Here is a 14,346-nt window from a genome sequence, read left to right as displayed (position 1 = left end):
ATTTTAATTTTAACGTATGCCACTTATAACCTTAGACAATATTTCCCTTAGATTTTCTGAAAAAGTTATCTTAGATGAAATCAATGCGACCATCCTCAAAGGCGATAAGATAGGCTTAATTGGTCGCAATGGTGAGGGGAAATCAAGCTTCTTGAAGGTTTTAGCAGGACTGATTCATGCTGACGATGGTAATTTAAAAGTTAAAAATAACACTAAGATAAGCTACTTAGAGCAACAACCTCCAGAAGACAATGATCATTCGCTATTTAATATTGTCGCCCGAGGGCTCGGTGAAACTGGAAAGCTTCTTGCTGACTATCACGACTCATTACAAGTCGGCGATATTGAAAAAAGTGCTCAATTGCAAAATGAAATAGAAAGTAAAGATTTATGGCACTATTTACATCAAATTGAAACAATTTTGAATCGCTTTAAATTAGAACCAACAGCAAAACTTTCAACACTTTCTGGTGGCTGGAAAAGAAGAGTAATGCTTGCAAAGGCGATTGTTCAAGAGCCAACACTTCTCTTACTTGACGAGCCAACAAACCACATGGACATCACTGCAATTCTTGATTTAGAGAAAATGCTCAAGGATTTTCATGGAACCCTAATTCTTATCAGCCATGATCGATCATTTGTAAACGGCATCGTTAATAAGATTTTTGACCTCGATCGGGGAAAACTTTCAATATTTGACTGTGGCTATTTAGACTACTTAAAAAGAAAAGAAAATCTTCTTAACAGTGAAGAGCTGGAAAACGCAAGGTTTAATAAAAAACTTGCTCAAGAAGAAACCTGGATTCGTCAAGGAATAAAGGCAAGACGAACAAGGAATGAAGGGCGCGTCAGAGCTCTTGAGGATATGCGAAAACAGTTTATAAATAAACGAAAACATCAAGGTCAAGTTAGAATTCATGCGTTAGAAGATGAGAAACGAGTCTCCAAGCTAGTTTTTGAAGTTAAGAATGTAAGTTATAAAATTGGTCAACTCGAGCTCGTAAAGCTATTCTCTCTTTTAGTCTTAAAAGGTGAAAAAATAGGAATTATTGGAGGCAACGGATCAGGAAAATCAACATTAATTAAACTTCTTCTCGGCGAACTTACTCCAGATGAAGGAAATATCCGGCGATCCAAAACTATTCAGCTCGCTTACTTTGATCAAATGAGAGAGTCACTTAACCCTAACATGAAGGCTATGGATTTTGTATCCGGAGGCAAAGATTTCATAGATATTAATGGAAAAAGTAAACATGTAATTGGCTATATGCGTCAGTTTTTATTTACAGGAAAACAAGCAATGGCTCCGATTAAAATGTTTTCTGGTGGTGAAAAAAATCGTTTAATGCTTGCCAAAATACTATCTCAACCAGCCAATCTCTTAGTTCTTGATGAGCCAACCAACGATTTAGATGTCGAAACGCTTGAATTACTAGAAGAAATGTTAGTCGACTATGCCGGAACACTTTTACTGATCTCACATGACAGAACTTTTTTAAATAACATTGTAAGTTCAACAATCGTTATGGAAGGTGACGCTATTATTGATCAGTATGTTGGTGGTTATGATGACTATATCCTGCAAAAACATGAAAAAATAAATACTCAACCTAAAAAAGATGTAGAACTTAAATCTAAATCTAAAAATACTTCACAAAAGTTATCATTCAACGAACAGCAACTATTAAAATCATTACCTGAAAAGATTGAAGATCTCGAAAATGAAATTTCAATGTCACAAAAATTACTATCTGACCCTGACTTTTATCAAAACCCTGATGCACAAAACTTGACAATCAAATTAAGCTCAATGGAAAAAGAAGTGGGATTACTATATGACAAATGGAGTGAATTAGACAGTGGAAACTAACTCTATCCCATTAATTGTAGATCTAGATCACACACTAATTGATACGGATCTTTTATTCCTATCTTCTTTAGGCGTGTTAAGCAAAAGTCCATGGCTTATTGCACATTATTTTTTTTGGCTATGGAAGGGAAAGGGATATTTAAAAGATCAACTGGTTAGAAGGTTTGAAATTAATATCCCTGAGCTACCCTTCAATGAAAACGTTATAAGCTACATAATGAAGCGAAAAAAAGAAGGCTCAAAAATAGTCCTTGCTACTGCTTCACATAAAAATTATGCTTTTGCAGTTGCTAAGCACCTTAAGATTTTTGATGATGTTATGGCTAGCAATAAAGACTTTAACTTATCGAGTCACAATAAAGCAGTCACTCTGGTGGAGCGCTTTGGTGAGAGAAAATTTGATTATATGGGGGATCACATGAGAGACCTTCCTGTATGGGAAGTATCAAGACTATCAATCATTGTTAATGCAACAAGTCGCATAATAGCAAACACAAAACATCTAAAAACTCTCGTTATATCAAGTAAAGCTTAAAAACCTTCTACAAAATAAGATAACCCCGAAAGTATAAGATAGATCAAAAATGTTGCTGCTAAAACCCATGTTGCAACTTTTGATAACCCAAGGTTTTTTCCCATTACTCGATTATAGAAAAGCCAAATAACATAACTTACTACCATCGCTGCAATTAAAAGTCTTAATATAAACATAGCCAGATTTATTTTTTAAATGATTGGTTTATTTTAATCGCTAATTTAGAATTAATCCCAACTACTTTTTGTAACTCATCGACACTTGCATTTTGCACTTCTTGAAGACCTCCAAAATGGTTTAAAAGAGCACTTCTTTTATTTATACCAACCCCTTTAATTAGCTCCAAAGAAGACGTAGTACGTTTCTTTGCTCTTTTTTTACGATGATTTTTTATTGCAAATCTATGAGATTCATCTCTAATATGGTTGATTAAAAGGAGCGCTGGATCAAAGGGAGAGAGTGTTATTTTTTTGACCTTTTCATCTTCAACTGTAATAAGAGTCTCGAGCCCTGCTTTTCTTCCTTCACCTTTAGCAACTCCAACCAACATTACTGAATCCACTCCAATTGAGTTCATAACCATAATTGCTTGGTTAAGCTGACCTAAGCCGCCATCAATAAATACTATATCAGGCATAGCTTTTTTTGAACTAAGGAGGCGAGAATATCTTCGATATACTGCCTGGTTAATTGCAGCATAATCATCACCCGGTGTTATGTCTTTAATATTAAATTGCCTGTAACTGCTGACCTTTGGAAGTCCCATTTCGAACACTACGCATGAAGCAGTTGTTGCTTCTCCCATAGTATGACTTATATCAAAGCACTCCATAACTTTTGGTATCGTTTTTAATGCCAATGTTTTTTGAATTCCTTCGAGTTGCTTCATCTTAGTAAACCTTAATAGTAGATGTTGTTTTAAATTTTCTTTAGCATTAAGCGTAGCCATCTCTAAATAATGTTTTTTATCTACTCTAGGAGATTGAATAAGTTTTGTAGATAGGCCTGCCTCCAATACAGACATATCTTCCAACTTGTGGCTCAAAACTATCTCTTTAGGCGTTTTTGTGCCCAAATAATATAGCGGCAGGAATGCACTTAAAACCTCTTCACAAGAATCATTTTTTGCATTTTTTGGAAAGAAAGTTTCACTACCAACTTGTTTGCCTCCACGGACAAATACTAATTCGATGCAATGAGTATCAGCATCATTTACAATACTTACAACGTCCATATCAGAGCTAAATTGAGAACCATGCCTCTCTTGAATTGTTCTTAAGCCAATAAGTTGATCTCGATATTTTGCGGCAGCTTCAAAATCAAGATCAATCGAAGCATCTTTCATTTTCTGAGAAACCTTGTTTAAAAGCTTACTCGCCTTACCATTCAAAAAAAGTGACACCATATCAACATCTTGCTCATACTTATTATCTGAAATTTTTCCAACACAAGGCGCACTGCAAAGGCCAATTTGATACTCTAGACAAGGCCGAGAGCGAGCTCTATAAAAACTATTAGTACATTGCCTTACTTTGAATATCTTTTTAAGAAGAGCTAAAGCATCACGAGCAATATGCGAAGATGGGTATGGCCCAAAATAATGATAATTTTTATTTTTTTTACCCCTAAACATTCCTAAGCGAGGATGGACATCGTTACTGAGAAAAATGTAAGGGTAGCTTTTAGAGTCTTTTAAAAGTATATTAAATTTAGGTTTAAACTGTTTAATAAGCTCATTTTCAAGGAGCAGTGCCTGAGTTTCAGTTTTTGTAATAATAATAGAAAAATCATCTATGTTTTTCTGGAGGAGCTGAGTTTTTGTATTATGATTTGAACTAATAAAATAATTTGAAACACGGTTTTTTAAATTTTTTGCCTTGCCGACATAAATAACATCCCCTGTCTTATCAAGCATTTTGTAGACGCCTGGCTCTTTGGTCAGATTTTTAAGTTTTATTTTTAAATTTTGATTATGCATTTAGTTAATTTGTTTAACAGTTATAGTACAATAGCAAAATGAAATTTTTACCTAATATTTTAAAGGCTTTCCTGATCAACTTATGTTTTATCGGGATTATACTTGCCTCAGAATCTTGCCCCTCTATTTCGCCAAAAAGTGCTGGAAGTACACCAGTAGAGCAAGTGAGGGCAATTGCTAATGATATTGTCTGCTCTTTTATTGAATTGCAGTCTAATAATAATGGCACTATGGCATCGACTCTAAACCTCACTAAAAAGAAAATTATTCCTTACATTGATCTTGAATATAGTACTGAAATGGCCTTAGGTAGTTATTGGGGTCAGCTAGATTCAAGACAAAAGAAAATATTTGAACGTGACATGAAGAGTTCTCTAATTAATGAATATGTTGGAATTTTGTCTGATTTAGCAATTTGGAAAGATATTACAATATCTGTCAATGAAGACTTCAGTCAAAATGGAAATCATGCTAGAGTTAAAGTATCAGTATTGCTTGAAGAGGATAATGCAAGCGCCACAGTTACTCTTAAATTGATCCGTAAAAACCGCTGGAAAATCTATGATTTAGAGTATCAATCTATCAGCATATTAGATATAGAAAGAGTCGGTTATGACTCTAAAATAAAGCGCCAAGGTATTGAAAAGTTAATTCAAAAAATGCTATCAAAATCCTAGTATATGTATAAATTAGTAATTAACGGCGGAACTCCGTTAAATGGAAGTATGAAAACTTCTGGATCTAAAAATGCCACCTTACCCATCTTTTTTGCAACAATCCTTGCTGACGGGCCCTTAAAGCTATCAAATACCCCTCAATTAAGTGATGTTTCAACTACGCTTAGACTTTTAATGGATATGGGCTCTAGCTTTGTCTTAGAGGAAGACAGTTCAATCTCAATTGACTCATCAAGCCTTACAAAACTCACAGCAGAATATGAACTAGTCAAAACAATGAGGGCATCGATCTTAGCTTTAGGCCCAATGCTTGCAAAATATAAGAAAGCTAAAATCTCACTTCCTGGTGGCTGCGCTATTGGAACTCGTCCAGTTAATCTTCATCTTAGTGCACTTGAACAAATGGGCGCTAAAATTGAAGTTAAAAATGGATATATTTATGCGAGCACTAATGAGCTTGTTGGTGCGCAAATTAATTTTGATATGATTTCTGTAACGGCGACTGAAAATATAATAATGGCTGCAACTCTTGCTAAGGGAGCAACTACTATTAACAATGCTGCACAAGAGCCAGAGGTAACGGATTTAGTAAAATGCCTAAATAAAATGGGCGCAAAAATTACAGGTGAAAATACCTCTACCATTGTAATTCAAGGAGTTGATCATCTCAGTGGTATTGATTACTCCATTTGTCCAGATCGAATTGAAGCAGGAACCTACTTAGTTGCAGCTGCAATAACTGGAGGTAAAATTGTTGTTAATAATATTGAGCCTGACTCAATGCGCTCCGTTATTGGCAAACTTATTGAAACTGGCGCGGACATTCAAACAAATCAAAACTCAATTAAACTCGACATGAAAGGGAAAAGGCCTCAACCCGTTGATATTCGAACTAGTGCTTACCCAAATTTTCCAACGGATATGCAGGCTCAATTTATGGCTCTAAATTCTATCGCCGATGGAAGTAGTACTATTACAGAAACTATTTTTGAAAATCGTTTTATGCATGTTCCTGAACTCAGCCGTATGGGAGCAAATCTTAAGCTGGAGGGCAACACAGTTGTGTGCAAAGGAGTAAAATTATTAACTGGCGCAAATCTTATGGCAACCGATCTAAGGGCTTCCGCTAGTCTAGTGTTAGCTGGGCTTGCTGCCCATGGATCTACCACAATTGAGCGCGTCTATCATCTTGACCGAGGCTATGAAATGATTGAAGAAAAATTTAAAATGCTGGGAGCAGATATAGAGCGCGTTCAGCACTAAACTAATAATTGATATACTGACATGTTAACGATCGCACTTTCTAAAGGTCGAATATTAGACCAAACACTCCCTCTTCTTGAGAAAGCAGGCCTTTCTGTATCTAAAAAAGAACTTGAAAGTAGGAAACTAATTTTAGATACTAACCTAAAAGATATTAAGGTTATAGTTATCAGGGCAAGCGACGTTCCTGTTTTTGTCCAGCATGGGGCTGCAGATCTTGGAATTGCAGGAAAAGATGTTTTGATAGAGCATGGAGCCAATGGTATTTTTGAATTACTTGATCTTGGAATCTCTAAATGCCGCCTTATGGTTGCATCAAAGGAAAACCAAAACTTAAGCAAAAGTACTTTGAAGGTGGCAACAAAATATGTCAAATCAGCCAAAGAACATTTCTTTATAAAAGGCCAGCAAGTAGAAATTATTAAACTTTCTGGCGCCATGGAGCTTGCACCAATAGTTGGCCTTTCGGACTGCATTGTGGATCTAGTTGATACTGGCAATACTTTGAAAGCTAACAACTTAATCCCGCTAGAGGTAATTTGTGATATTAGCTCAAGGCTTATTGTAAACTCAGCTGCCTTTAATACCAAACATAGTCAAATTAATGACTGGATTAAAAGCATAGAAAAAAACTTATGATCAGCTTATTGTCTTCAAATAGTGAGGATTTTGATGCTCAACTTTCTTCTCTCATCACTCGGGAGAGTAATTCTAATGAAGAGATTAACAACAATGTCAGAAAAATTATTAAGGAAGTTCAAGATAAAGGGGATAGCTCTGTATTAAAATTTACTTCAGAGTTTGATTCACTTAACGCAAAATCAATCTCAGAACTAATAATCTCAAAAGAAAGTCTTAAAAAATCATTCGATAACTTAAACCAAAAACAAAAGAACGCACTTAATATTGCCGCTCAAAGAATTGAGTCTTATCACCTAAAACAAAAACAAGAGTCATGGAATTACACTGAAGATGATGGCACAGTATTAGGTCAAAAAGTTAGCCCCTTGGATCGCGTCGGTTTGTATGTGCCTGGTGGAAAGGCAGCCTACCCATCCTCTGTACTTATGAATAGCATTCCTGCAAAAGTAGCAGGCGTGAATGAGTTAATTATGGTTGTTCCCACCCCAAGAGGAGTTTCCAATGAACTGGTATTGGCAGCAGCCCATATTGTAGATGTCGACATGGTTATTACTATTGGAGGAGCTCAGGCAATTGCAGCACTTGCTTATGGAACTGAGACTATTCCAAAAGTTGATAAGATCGTTGGCCCTGGTAATATTTATGTTGCTACTGCAAAAAAACAAGTATTTGGGCAAGTTGGTATCGATATGATAGCTGGACCCTCTGAGATACTTATCATTTGTGATGGCTCAACAGACCCTGACTGGATTGCAATGGACTTATTTTCTCAGGCAGAACATGATGAAGAAGCTCAATCCATTCTACTTTGCCCTGATGAAGGCTTTATTGAAAAGGTTAGAAGTAGCATTCAAAGGCTACTTCCTACGATGGACAGGGAGCCTATTATTCGAACAGCACTTAAAAATAGAGGCGCATTAATTCTGACAAAAGATATAAATGAAGCAATTAAAATATCCAATAAAATTGCCCCAGAACATCTTGAACTTTCTGTTGAAAATCCAGAATCTATTCTTGATGACATCAAGAATGCTGGAGCGATTTTTATGGGTAAATACTCTTCTGAAGCTTTGGGTGATTATTGCGCTGGACCAAACCATGTTCTGCCAACTTCAAGTACTGCAAGATTCTCATCGCCACTAGGTGTTTATGATTTTCAAAAACGCTCTAGTATAATAATGGCATCAAAAGAAGGCGCTATAAATTTAGGTGAAACTGCAGCTACACTGGCTTATGGTGAAGGCCTTCAGGCTCATGCTATGTCCGCGCTTTATCGTACAGATAAGAAATAATTATCCAGGTAGCGCCTGATAATAGCCATTTTCTTTGACAACTTTAATAGGCCAATCAAAAAGATTAGTAAGGTTGCTATTCGTTAAAATTTCATCTTTATTGCCATCCATAACTACCCTTCCCTTCTTCAATAAAATTACTCTTGATATTTCTGGTGGGATCTCATGCACGTGATGCGTTACTAATATTACCTTCTTGCCCATACTCATAAGCTCTCTCATTATTTCAAGGTACTGAAAACAAGTACTTATGTCCAGCCCGCTTGTTGGCTCATCAAAAACCAATACTGCTGGGTCATTAACGAGTGACCTTGCAAGTAGAAATTTTCGCTGCTCGCCAGTAGACATGGATGAGTATTCTCTATCCTTTAAGCTTGATATTGAGAGAAGCTCCATAACTTCATTTGCACGGTCTAACTTCTCAGTATCAAACTTTTGATGCCTCCATATTCCATCACTAGAATAAAAACCAGATAGGGCAACGTGAAGCCCAACAGCAGTATTAGAATAATTATTTTGAAGGTGCGGCGAAACAACGCCAAGATTGGACCTTAGCTCCTGAACATTCCACCTCTCTTTATCAAATATTTTAATACTGCTACCCTCACTCTCAACTATGTAGAGCTCACGATTTAGTAACTTTAGAAGGGTTGTTTTACCGGAGCCGTTTGGCCCCAAGATAACAGTACTTTGACTCTCATCAATGGTTAAAGAGAAGTCATCAAATACTTTATTGCTTTCTTGAAATACTGTGATATTTTGAAGTTCAATAATATTCATTATATTTAAGTTAAGCCTATATTAATAACACTTAACAATCATACCAGTAGAATGGAAAAGTTCTCAAGTTGCTTTTTTTAAACTCAGATTTGGGAGTAGTTGCGATAAAAGCATTCCAATTAACATCAGCATGCATCCAATAAAACCTCTTGTTGTTAGTGTTTCATCAAGAATAAGCCACCCACCAAGCACAGCAAATGCCCCTTCTAGTCCTAAAATTATTGCTGCATGGGAAGATTTAGCGTGTTGCTGGGCAATAACTTGAAGCGTATATCCAATGCCAATTGACATAACGCCAGCATAGAGAAGTGGAACTGCTGTAATGATAATAGCATCCCACCCAATGTTTTCTTTTATGGCAATTGCAATAATAAGACTTAAAAACCCAGAAACAATATACTGAATGAGTGATAGCTTCAAAGGATCCATCCTTTTAGCAACATAACCTAGCACCAAAATATGGGCTGCAAAAAATACGGCACAAATAAGTTGAAATAAATCACCCTTCTCAATACTAAAGTCTTCATTGATGCTTAGAAGGAATAACCCAATAATTGCAAGGAATCCTCCAAGCCAAGTTCCAGAGTTAGTTTTTTGGCCTAAGAAAATTCCAATTAATGGGACAAAAAAGATATATAAGCCCGTTATAAAGCCAGCTTTTCCAGCCGTTGTGAATTCAATACCAACTTGCTGAAAACTTGAAGCAGTAAATAAAAATAATCCAGCAACAGTCCCAGCAAAAAGTAATTTTTTAGTTGAAACCTCTTTCTTAATTGGCGTTGTGTTTCTTTTAGATAGATACCAAACTAATGGCATTAATACTGAAGCTCCAATAAAAAATCTAGCTGCATTAAAGAAAAATGGCTCCATTGTCTCTGCCGCATCTTTCTGCGCGACAAATGCAAACCCCCAAATGGCTGCAGCAATGAGCATAATAATGTCAGCCCTCAATGCTTTATTTTTGCCTAATATTTTCATTTAGTTTGCAGCTTGGAGCTGTACCATGCATGAAAAAATAAAGTAATAACAACTATAGACCCACCTAAAATTGAGCTACTAGAAGGCTGCTCATTAATCACTAGCCACGCACTTATTATTCCAAAAATCGTTCCTAAAGGCATAAACATAGCCACCTCTGATGCAGGTATGAATCTTGGAGCAAGTGTAATTAGGCTAAAGGCAATCGCAAGCAATATGCCGCCTGCAATAACATACATTAGTGAATCAAAAGGCAAATAAAAGGAACTTGAAAACGCCAGTCCAACACCAGAAACAACGAGCGCATTAACTATCATAGCTGGAACCATATTGACGTTACTGTATTTTCGCGTAAGTGCAAATGAATAACCGCCAGCAATTATTGATATAACTGCCAATGAACTCCCCATAACGTTGAGGGTCCCTGTATCTCCTTTCATTACTATGTAGATACCAGTAACAATAATTAGCATTGAAATCCACGTATAAAGCTTAGGCTTTTCATTTATTATGACCCATGAAATAATTGCAACAACCATTGGTGCTGTACTAATAATAACTAATACTTTAGCAATTGAAGTGTATTGAATTGCAGCAATAAATGTAACGCCGCCAATTCCTGAAAGGATGCCAATCCAGATTCCAGGCCTACCTATATTTTTTAGCTCCTTAAAAGTGTTTTTACGGTATGTAGCAAACAAAATGGCCAATACGCCAAGTGCATAGAATATCCCACGCCAAAAAAGAATGGTAAAGGTGTCTGCATCTGCAAGCCTCACTAGTACTGGATCTGGAGTCAGCATCAAAACTCCAAAAAAAGCAATGAGTAGTCCTTTTAAATGATTATTCATATTTAAAGCTTGCGGAAGTTTATGTTAGTAAGATTATTAGGGGTCAGGTTAGCTGGTCTCTTGCCAGCTTAGTGCTATACCAAGAGTGACAGAATAAAGTCACAATAACAATCGTTCCACCAATTAAAGCATTCGTTGATGGCTCTTCATTTATAACATACCAAGCTATTAAAGTTCCCAACACTGTCTCTAGAGGCATAATCATTCCAACTTCAGCTGCAGGCATATATCTTGGCGCAATTGTTATTAAACTAAATGAAATTGAAAGTATTACCCCCATAGCGATTATGTATTTTACCACCTCGGGTGGAACTGAAATTTTACTAGCCATTACATAGGCTATTAGGGCAGCAATTACCCCACCAATTGCATTTACAGGAACCATATTGACATCTTTATATTTGCGAGTCAAAGTAAAAGTAAATCCCATCATTACTGCTGTAATCAAGGCAAAAAAGTCACCAACGAGGTTTTCTCCCCCAAGACTTCCACTCATAACAATGTAAATTCCAATAAAAACAATGATCATAGAAGTCCAGGTCACTAGACTGGATTTTTCTTTAAGTAGAAACCAAGAGACAATTGCTATCATTATTGGGCCAGTACTTATAATGACAAGAGCATTTGCAATGGATGTATAAACAATTGCGAATACGAACGTTCCTGTACTGATTCCAGAAAAAAAGCCTATTAATAAGCCCCCTCTTCCAATTTTTTTGAATTCTTCTAGCGTCTTTAAGCGATACTTTATAAAGACTAATAAAGAAACCCCTACGGCATATAAGAGCCCTCGCCAAAAAAGAACTGTCCAGCTATCAACCTCTGGAGAAGCCTCCTCAACTAACCTAATAAGAACAGAATCTGGACTTAACAGAATTACCGCAAAAACGGTCATTAGAAGTCCTTTTAGATGCCTAGACATAAGCTATAAATTCACTTTTATTAATGACCATTAGATAAGCTTTAAGGCAAAAAAATATAATCTAGCTAAAAATTGATTTATCTTTTTGATTCAAAATTCTTAAGTTTGAGAAGTTACGTAAAGCAAAGTAGGCACCAAATATAACGCCTGACCATACTAAGTTACCTGCCACTGTATTTTGAAAAAATGGAATTGCCATCGTAAAACACAGCATAAGACCTTCAAGAGTTTTTGCATACATTGGTGAAAATGCCCAAACTGCAAAATTAGTTGCTAAGAAAAAAACAATAGAACTTGCTAAAGCAGCTCCTGCAATTTTTAATACGCTAAGTTTCTTTTGTAGGAAGTTTTTAAATACAATTGGAAATAGGAGGGCAAGATAAACAACAAACATAGACTTAGAGCCAAACCAACTTGCCGAAAGTGAGCCAAAAGCAAAATAGTCACAAAGAAGCATAGTGGCCATAACAGCAACAATAGCCATATACCTTTTTATAAAAATAAATCCTGCAAATAATGCTATTGCAGCCATAGGCGTAAAGTTAGGTGGGTGAGGTAGCAATCTTCCTGCAACTCCTAATGAAATTAACACTGCTAGAATAACTAAATAACTAAAACTTGAATTAAGTTTGTGATCTTGATTGCTCATCATTTCTCTCCTAAATTTTTCAAACAATAATATATTAAAATGCTTCCATATTCAAGCGAATAAATGTATCCTCTAAAAGTATAACATCTTGCGCTCCAACCATTGACATTAAGCCATTAACGTACAATGCCCAATAAGTATTTCCAACTGCTTCAACTCCAGCTAAAGACATGATTTGAGGACCAAAACTTGTATCTTTTACGCCAACAGTAACTAACTCACTTATAGCTTCATATGCGTTAAGCCCCTTATCAACTTGTTTAATCGCCGTTAAACTTAACTCATCTGCAGAAGTAACTACTAACGAAAGCTGAATAGATTCAACGGACTCATCACCAAAAGATAATGAAGGCTGAAGAAAGAGAGAGCCAAGAAAAACTATGGCTAGGAGTTTTAGATTAAATTTCATTTCAATTAAAAATGGCAATATAAAAGTTCGGATTTTATATCAAAAACAATAAACTGCAATAGTCAACAAGCAAAAACAAGTAATTTGCTTAAAATGGAAATTTTTTATTTCCAAGTCCAGGCATCTTTGAAAAATCAGGCATTCCACCTTCACCTTGCATATCACCCATTTGCTGCATCATTTTTTTCATTTTACCGCCCTTCATCTTCTTCATTGTTTTTTGCATCTTTTCAAATTGCTTTAACAATTTATTTACTTGTTGAACATCTGTACCAGACCCATCAGCAATCCTTTTTTTACGAGAGCCCTTGATTAAATTAACATGATTTCTTTCTTTTGGAGTCATTGAGTTAATAATTGCAACCATTCGGCTGCTTTCAGTATCCCCGATTACTTGATTTTTAACACTTTGAGGTATCTTCCCCATTCCAGGCATTTTGTCCATTAAAGCCCCCATTCCACCCATTTGCTGCATTTGCATTAACTGATCCCTCATATCATCAAGATCGAATCTGCCTTTCGCCATTTTTTGGACATTCTTCTGAGCTTTTTTATGATCAACTTTTTTTGAAATCTCTTCAACCAAAGAAAGAACATCACCCATACCAAGAATTCGAGAAACAAGTCTGTCTGGATAAAATGGCTCTAGAGCGTCAGTCTTTTCACCAACACCCATAAATTTAATAGGCTTTCCAGTTATATGTTTTACAGATAGAGCAGCGCCGCCTCTTGCATCACCATCGGTCTTTGTTAATATGATTCCAGTAAGTGGAAGCATATCTGAGAATGTTTTTGCAGTATGCGCAGCGTCTTGCCCTGTCATTGAGTCAACAACAAACAACGTTTCTATTGGATTAACTTGCTTCTGAAGAATTTGAATTTCAGACATCATTTGCTCATCAACATGAAGTCTTCCGGCAGTATCAACTAGAAGAACATCATGAAACTGTGATTGAGCTTGTTTTTTTGCATCTGCAACTATTTTTTCTGGCTTCTCATCTATAGTTGAAGGAAAAAAATCAACACCTATCTGCTCAGCAAGAATTTTAAGCTGCTCAATAGCAGCAGGTCTATAAACATCTGCACTGACTACAAGAACTTTCTTTTTTTGCTCTTCTTTTAAATAACGAGCTAACTTGGCAATTGAGGTTGTTTTTCCTGAACCTTGAAGGCCTGCTACCATTACAACTGCTGGTGGCTGAGTTGCAAGGTTTAGAGATTCATTCTGGCCACCTATTACTTCTGTTAACTCAGCTTCAACTAGCTTAATAAAGGCTTGAGATGGGCTCAGCCCCTCCCCTACTTTAAGTCCAATTGCTTTACTTTGAACTCGCTCTATAAAATACTTAATTACATCAAGCGCAACATCAGCCTCCAAGAGAGATCTTCTGACTTCTCTTATGGCCTCTTTAATGTTTTCATCGGACAGCTTATTTTTGCCTTGAATGGCCTTAAAGCTATTGGATAGTCGTTCCGTTAAATTATCAAACATTATGTTCT

The 14,346-nt window shown here is 36.2% G+C and carries 15 protein-coding genes; 6 read left to right on the top strand and 9 right to left on the bottom strand.

What is annotated here, in order from left to right:
- Window positions 1–16: 16 nt before the first annotated feature.
- Both AC5YGD_RS03995 and AC5YGD_RS03990 read left to right on the top strand, forming a co-directional pair.
- A complete protein-coding gene (locus AC5YGD_RS03995) occupies window positions 17–1,870 on the top strand; it encodes an ATP-binding cassette domain-containing protein (RefSeq protein ID WP_496142233.1) in 1,854 nt (617 codons plus the stop codon).
- The gene (locus AC5YGD_RS03990; RefSeq protein WP_496142232.1) at window positions 1,860–2,405 is read left to right on the top strand and encodes a hypothetical protein; all 546 of its coding nucleotides are present in this window, start codon (window positions 1,860–1,862) and stop codon (window positions 2,403–2,405) included. The genes AC5YGD_RS03995 and AC5YGD_RS03990 overlap by 11 nt, the downstream gene beginning before the upstream one ends.
- Here the strand turns inward: AC5YGD_RS03990 and AC5YGD_RS03985 are convergent.
- Window positions 2,402–2,581, bottom strand: a complete 180-nt coding sequence (locus tag AC5YGD_RS03985; protein ID WP_271537817.1) for a hypothetical protein — start codon at window positions 2,579–2,581, stop codon at window positions 2,402–2,404. The genes AC5YGD_RS03990 and AC5YGD_RS03985 overlap by 4 nt on opposite strands.
- 8 nt (window positions 2,582–2,589) lie before the next feature.
- Window positions 2,590–4,383 (bottom strand): excinuclease ABC subunit UvrC, encoded by a 1,794-nt coding sequence (gene uvrC / locus AC5YGD_RS03980; RefSeq protein WP_496142231.1) that lies wholly within the window; start codon window positions 4,381–4,383, stop codon window positions 2,590–2,592.
- Between the two features lie 38 nt (window positions 4,384–4,421).
- Here uvrC and AC5YGD_RS03975 point away from each other — a divergent pair, with 38 nt between their 5' ends.
- Genes AC5YGD_RS03975 through hisD form a run of 4 tightly spaced genes read left to right on the top strand, consistent with a single transcriptional unit; the run spans window position 4,422 to window position 8,257 of the window.
- Window positions 4,422–5,060 carry an ABC transporter substrate-binding protein gene (locus AC5YGD_RS03975; protein WP_496142230.1) on the top strand — a complete coding sequence of 213 codons (639 nt, stop codon included), beginning with the start codon at window positions 4,422–4,424 and terminating at the stop codon, window positions 5,058–5,060.
- 3 nt (window positions 5,061–5,063) lie between these two features.
- Window positions 5,064–6,323, top strand: coding sequence for a UDP-N-acetylglucosamine 1-carboxyvinyltransferase (gene murA, locus AC5YGD_RS03970; protein WP_496142229.1), 1,260 nt, complete (start codon window positions 5,064–5,066; stop codon window positions 6,321–6,323).
- A 21-nt stretch (window positions 6,324–6,344) separates the two neighbouring features.
- Entirely contained in the window at window positions 6,345–6,962 is a 618-nt protein-coding gene (gene hisG, locus AC5YGD_RS03965) for an ATP phosphoribosyltransferase (RefSeq protein ID WP_496142228.1), read from the top strand.
- On the top strand, window positions 6,959–8,257 hold the full coding sequence (hisD, locus tag AC5YGD_RS03960; RefSeq protein WP_496142227.1) for a histidinol dehydrogenase: 1,299 nt from the start codon (window positions 6,959–6,961) through the stop codon (window positions 8,255–8,257). Before hisG ends, hisD begins: the two co-directional genes overlap by 4 nt.
- Here the strand turns inward: hisD and AC5YGD_RS03955 are convergent, their stop codons facing one another.
- The 7 genes from AC5YGD_RS03955 to ffh form a co-directional block, all read right to left on the bottom strand.
- Window positions 8,258–9,037 carry an ATP-binding cassette domain-containing protein gene (locus AC5YGD_RS03955; protein ID WP_496142225.1) on the bottom strand — a complete coding sequence of 260 codons (780 nt, stop codon included), beginning with the start codon at window positions 9,035–9,037 and terminating at the stop codon, window positions 8,258–8,260.
- A 63-nt stretch (window positions 9,038–9,100) separates the two neighbouring features.
- Window positions 9,101–10,015, bottom strand: a complete 915-nt coding sequence (locus tag AC5YGD_RS03950) for an EamA family transporter (RefSeq protein ID WP_496142224.1) — start codon at window positions 10,013–10,015, stop codon at window positions 9,101–9,103.
- Window positions 10,012–10,866 (bottom strand): EamA family transporter, encoded by an 855-nt coding sequence (locus AC5YGD_RS03945; protein WP_496142223.1) that lies wholly within the window; start codon window positions 10,864–10,866, stop codon window positions 10,012–10,014. The genes AC5YGD_RS03950 and AC5YGD_RS03945 overlap by 4 nt, the downstream gene beginning before the upstream one ends.
- 43 nt (window positions 10,867–10,909) lie before the next feature.
- The gene (locus AC5YGD_RS03940) at window positions 10,910–11,788 is read right to left on the bottom strand and encodes a DMT family transporter (RefSeq protein ID WP_502319141.1); all 879 of its coding nucleotides are present in this window, start codon (window positions 11,786–11,788) and stop codon (window positions 10,910–10,912) included.
- Between the two features lie 61 nt (window positions 11,789–11,849).
- Window positions 11,850–12,437, bottom strand: coding sequence for a DUF6580 family putative transport protein (locus AC5YGD_RS03935; protein WP_496142221.1), 588 nt, complete (start codon window positions 12,435–12,437; stop codon window positions 11,850–11,852).
- A 34-nt stretch (window positions 12,438–12,471) separates the two neighbouring features.
- Complete coding sequence (locus AC5YGD_RS03930; RefSeq protein ID WP_496142220.1) at window positions 12,472–12,846, bottom strand: DUF4430 domain-containing protein; 375 nt, start codon at window positions 12,844–12,846, stop codon at window positions 12,472–12,474.
- An 88-nt stretch (window positions 12,847–12,934) separates the two neighbouring features.
- Window positions 12,935–14,338: a signal recognition particle protein gene (gene ffh, locus AC5YGD_RS03925; protein WP_496142219.1), complete on the bottom strand. Its 1,404-nt coding sequence runs from the start codon at window positions 14,336–14,338 to the stop codon at window positions 12,935–12,937.
- Window positions 14,339–14,346: the final 8 nt, after the last annotated feature.

This window comes from Candidatus Pseudothioglobus sp. uisw_070 (assembly GCF_059512545.2).
Note: the sequence above shows the minus strand (reverse complement) of the source record. Positions and strands in the feature narration are given on the sequence as shown.

Excerpts from the sequence above, each read along its gene's own strand:
- AC5YGD_RS03995 (WP_496142233.1), top strand. The coding sequence starts at position 17 with ATGCCACTTATAACCTTAGACAATATTTCCCTTAGATTTTCTGAAAAA.
- AC5YGD_RS03985 (WP_271537817.1), bottom strand. The coding sequence starts at position 2,581 with ATGTTTATATTAAGACTTTTAATTGCAGCGATGGTAGTAAGTTATGTT.
- uvrC (WP_496142231.1), bottom strand. The coding sequence starts at position 4,383 with ATGCATAATCAAAATTTAAAAATAAAACTTAAAAATCTGACCAAAGAG.
- AC5YGD_RS03975 (WP_496142230.1), top strand. The coding sequence starts at position 4,422 with ATGAAATTTTTACCTAATATTTTAAAGGCTTTCCTGATCAACTTATGT.
- murA (WP_496142229.1), top strand. The coding sequence starts at position 5,064 with ATGTATAAATTAGTAATTAACGGCGGAACTCCGTTAAATGGAAGTATG.
- hisG (WP_496142228.1), top strand. The coding sequence starts at position 6,345 with ATGTTAACGATCGCACTTTCTAAAGGTCGAATATTAGACCAAACACTC.
- hisD (WP_496142227.1), top strand. The coding sequence starts at position 6,959 with ATGATCAGCTTATTGTCTTCAAATAGTGAGGATTTTGATGCTCAACTT.
- AC5YGD_RS03955 (WP_496142225.1), bottom strand. The coding sequence starts at position 9,037 with ATGAATATTATTGAACTTCAAAATATCACAGTATTTCAAGAAAGCAAT.
- AC5YGD_RS03950 (WP_496142224.1), bottom strand. The coding sequence starts at position 10,015 with ATGAAAATATTAGGCAAAAATAAAGCATTGAGGGCTGACATTATTATG.
- AC5YGD_RS03945 (WP_496142223.1), bottom strand. The coding sequence starts at position 10,866 with ATGAATAATCATTTAAAAGGACTACTCATTGCTTTTTTTGGAGTTTTG.
- AC5YGD_RS03940 (WP_502319141.1), bottom strand. The coding sequence starts at position 11,788 with ATGTCTAGGCATCTAAAAGGACTTCTAATGACCGTTTTTGCGGTAATT.
- AC5YGD_RS03935 (WP_496142221.1), bottom strand. The coding sequence starts at position 12,437 with ATGAGCAATCAAGATCACAAACTTAATTCAAGTTTTAGTTATTTAGTT.
- AC5YGD_RS03930 (WP_496142220.1), bottom strand. The coding sequence starts at position 12,846 with ATGAAATTTAATCTAAAACTCCTAGCCATAGTTTTTCTTGGCTCTCTC.
- ffh (WP_496142219.1), bottom strand. The coding sequence starts at position 14,338 with ATGTTTGATAATTTAACGGAACGACTATCCAATAGCTTTAAGGCCATT.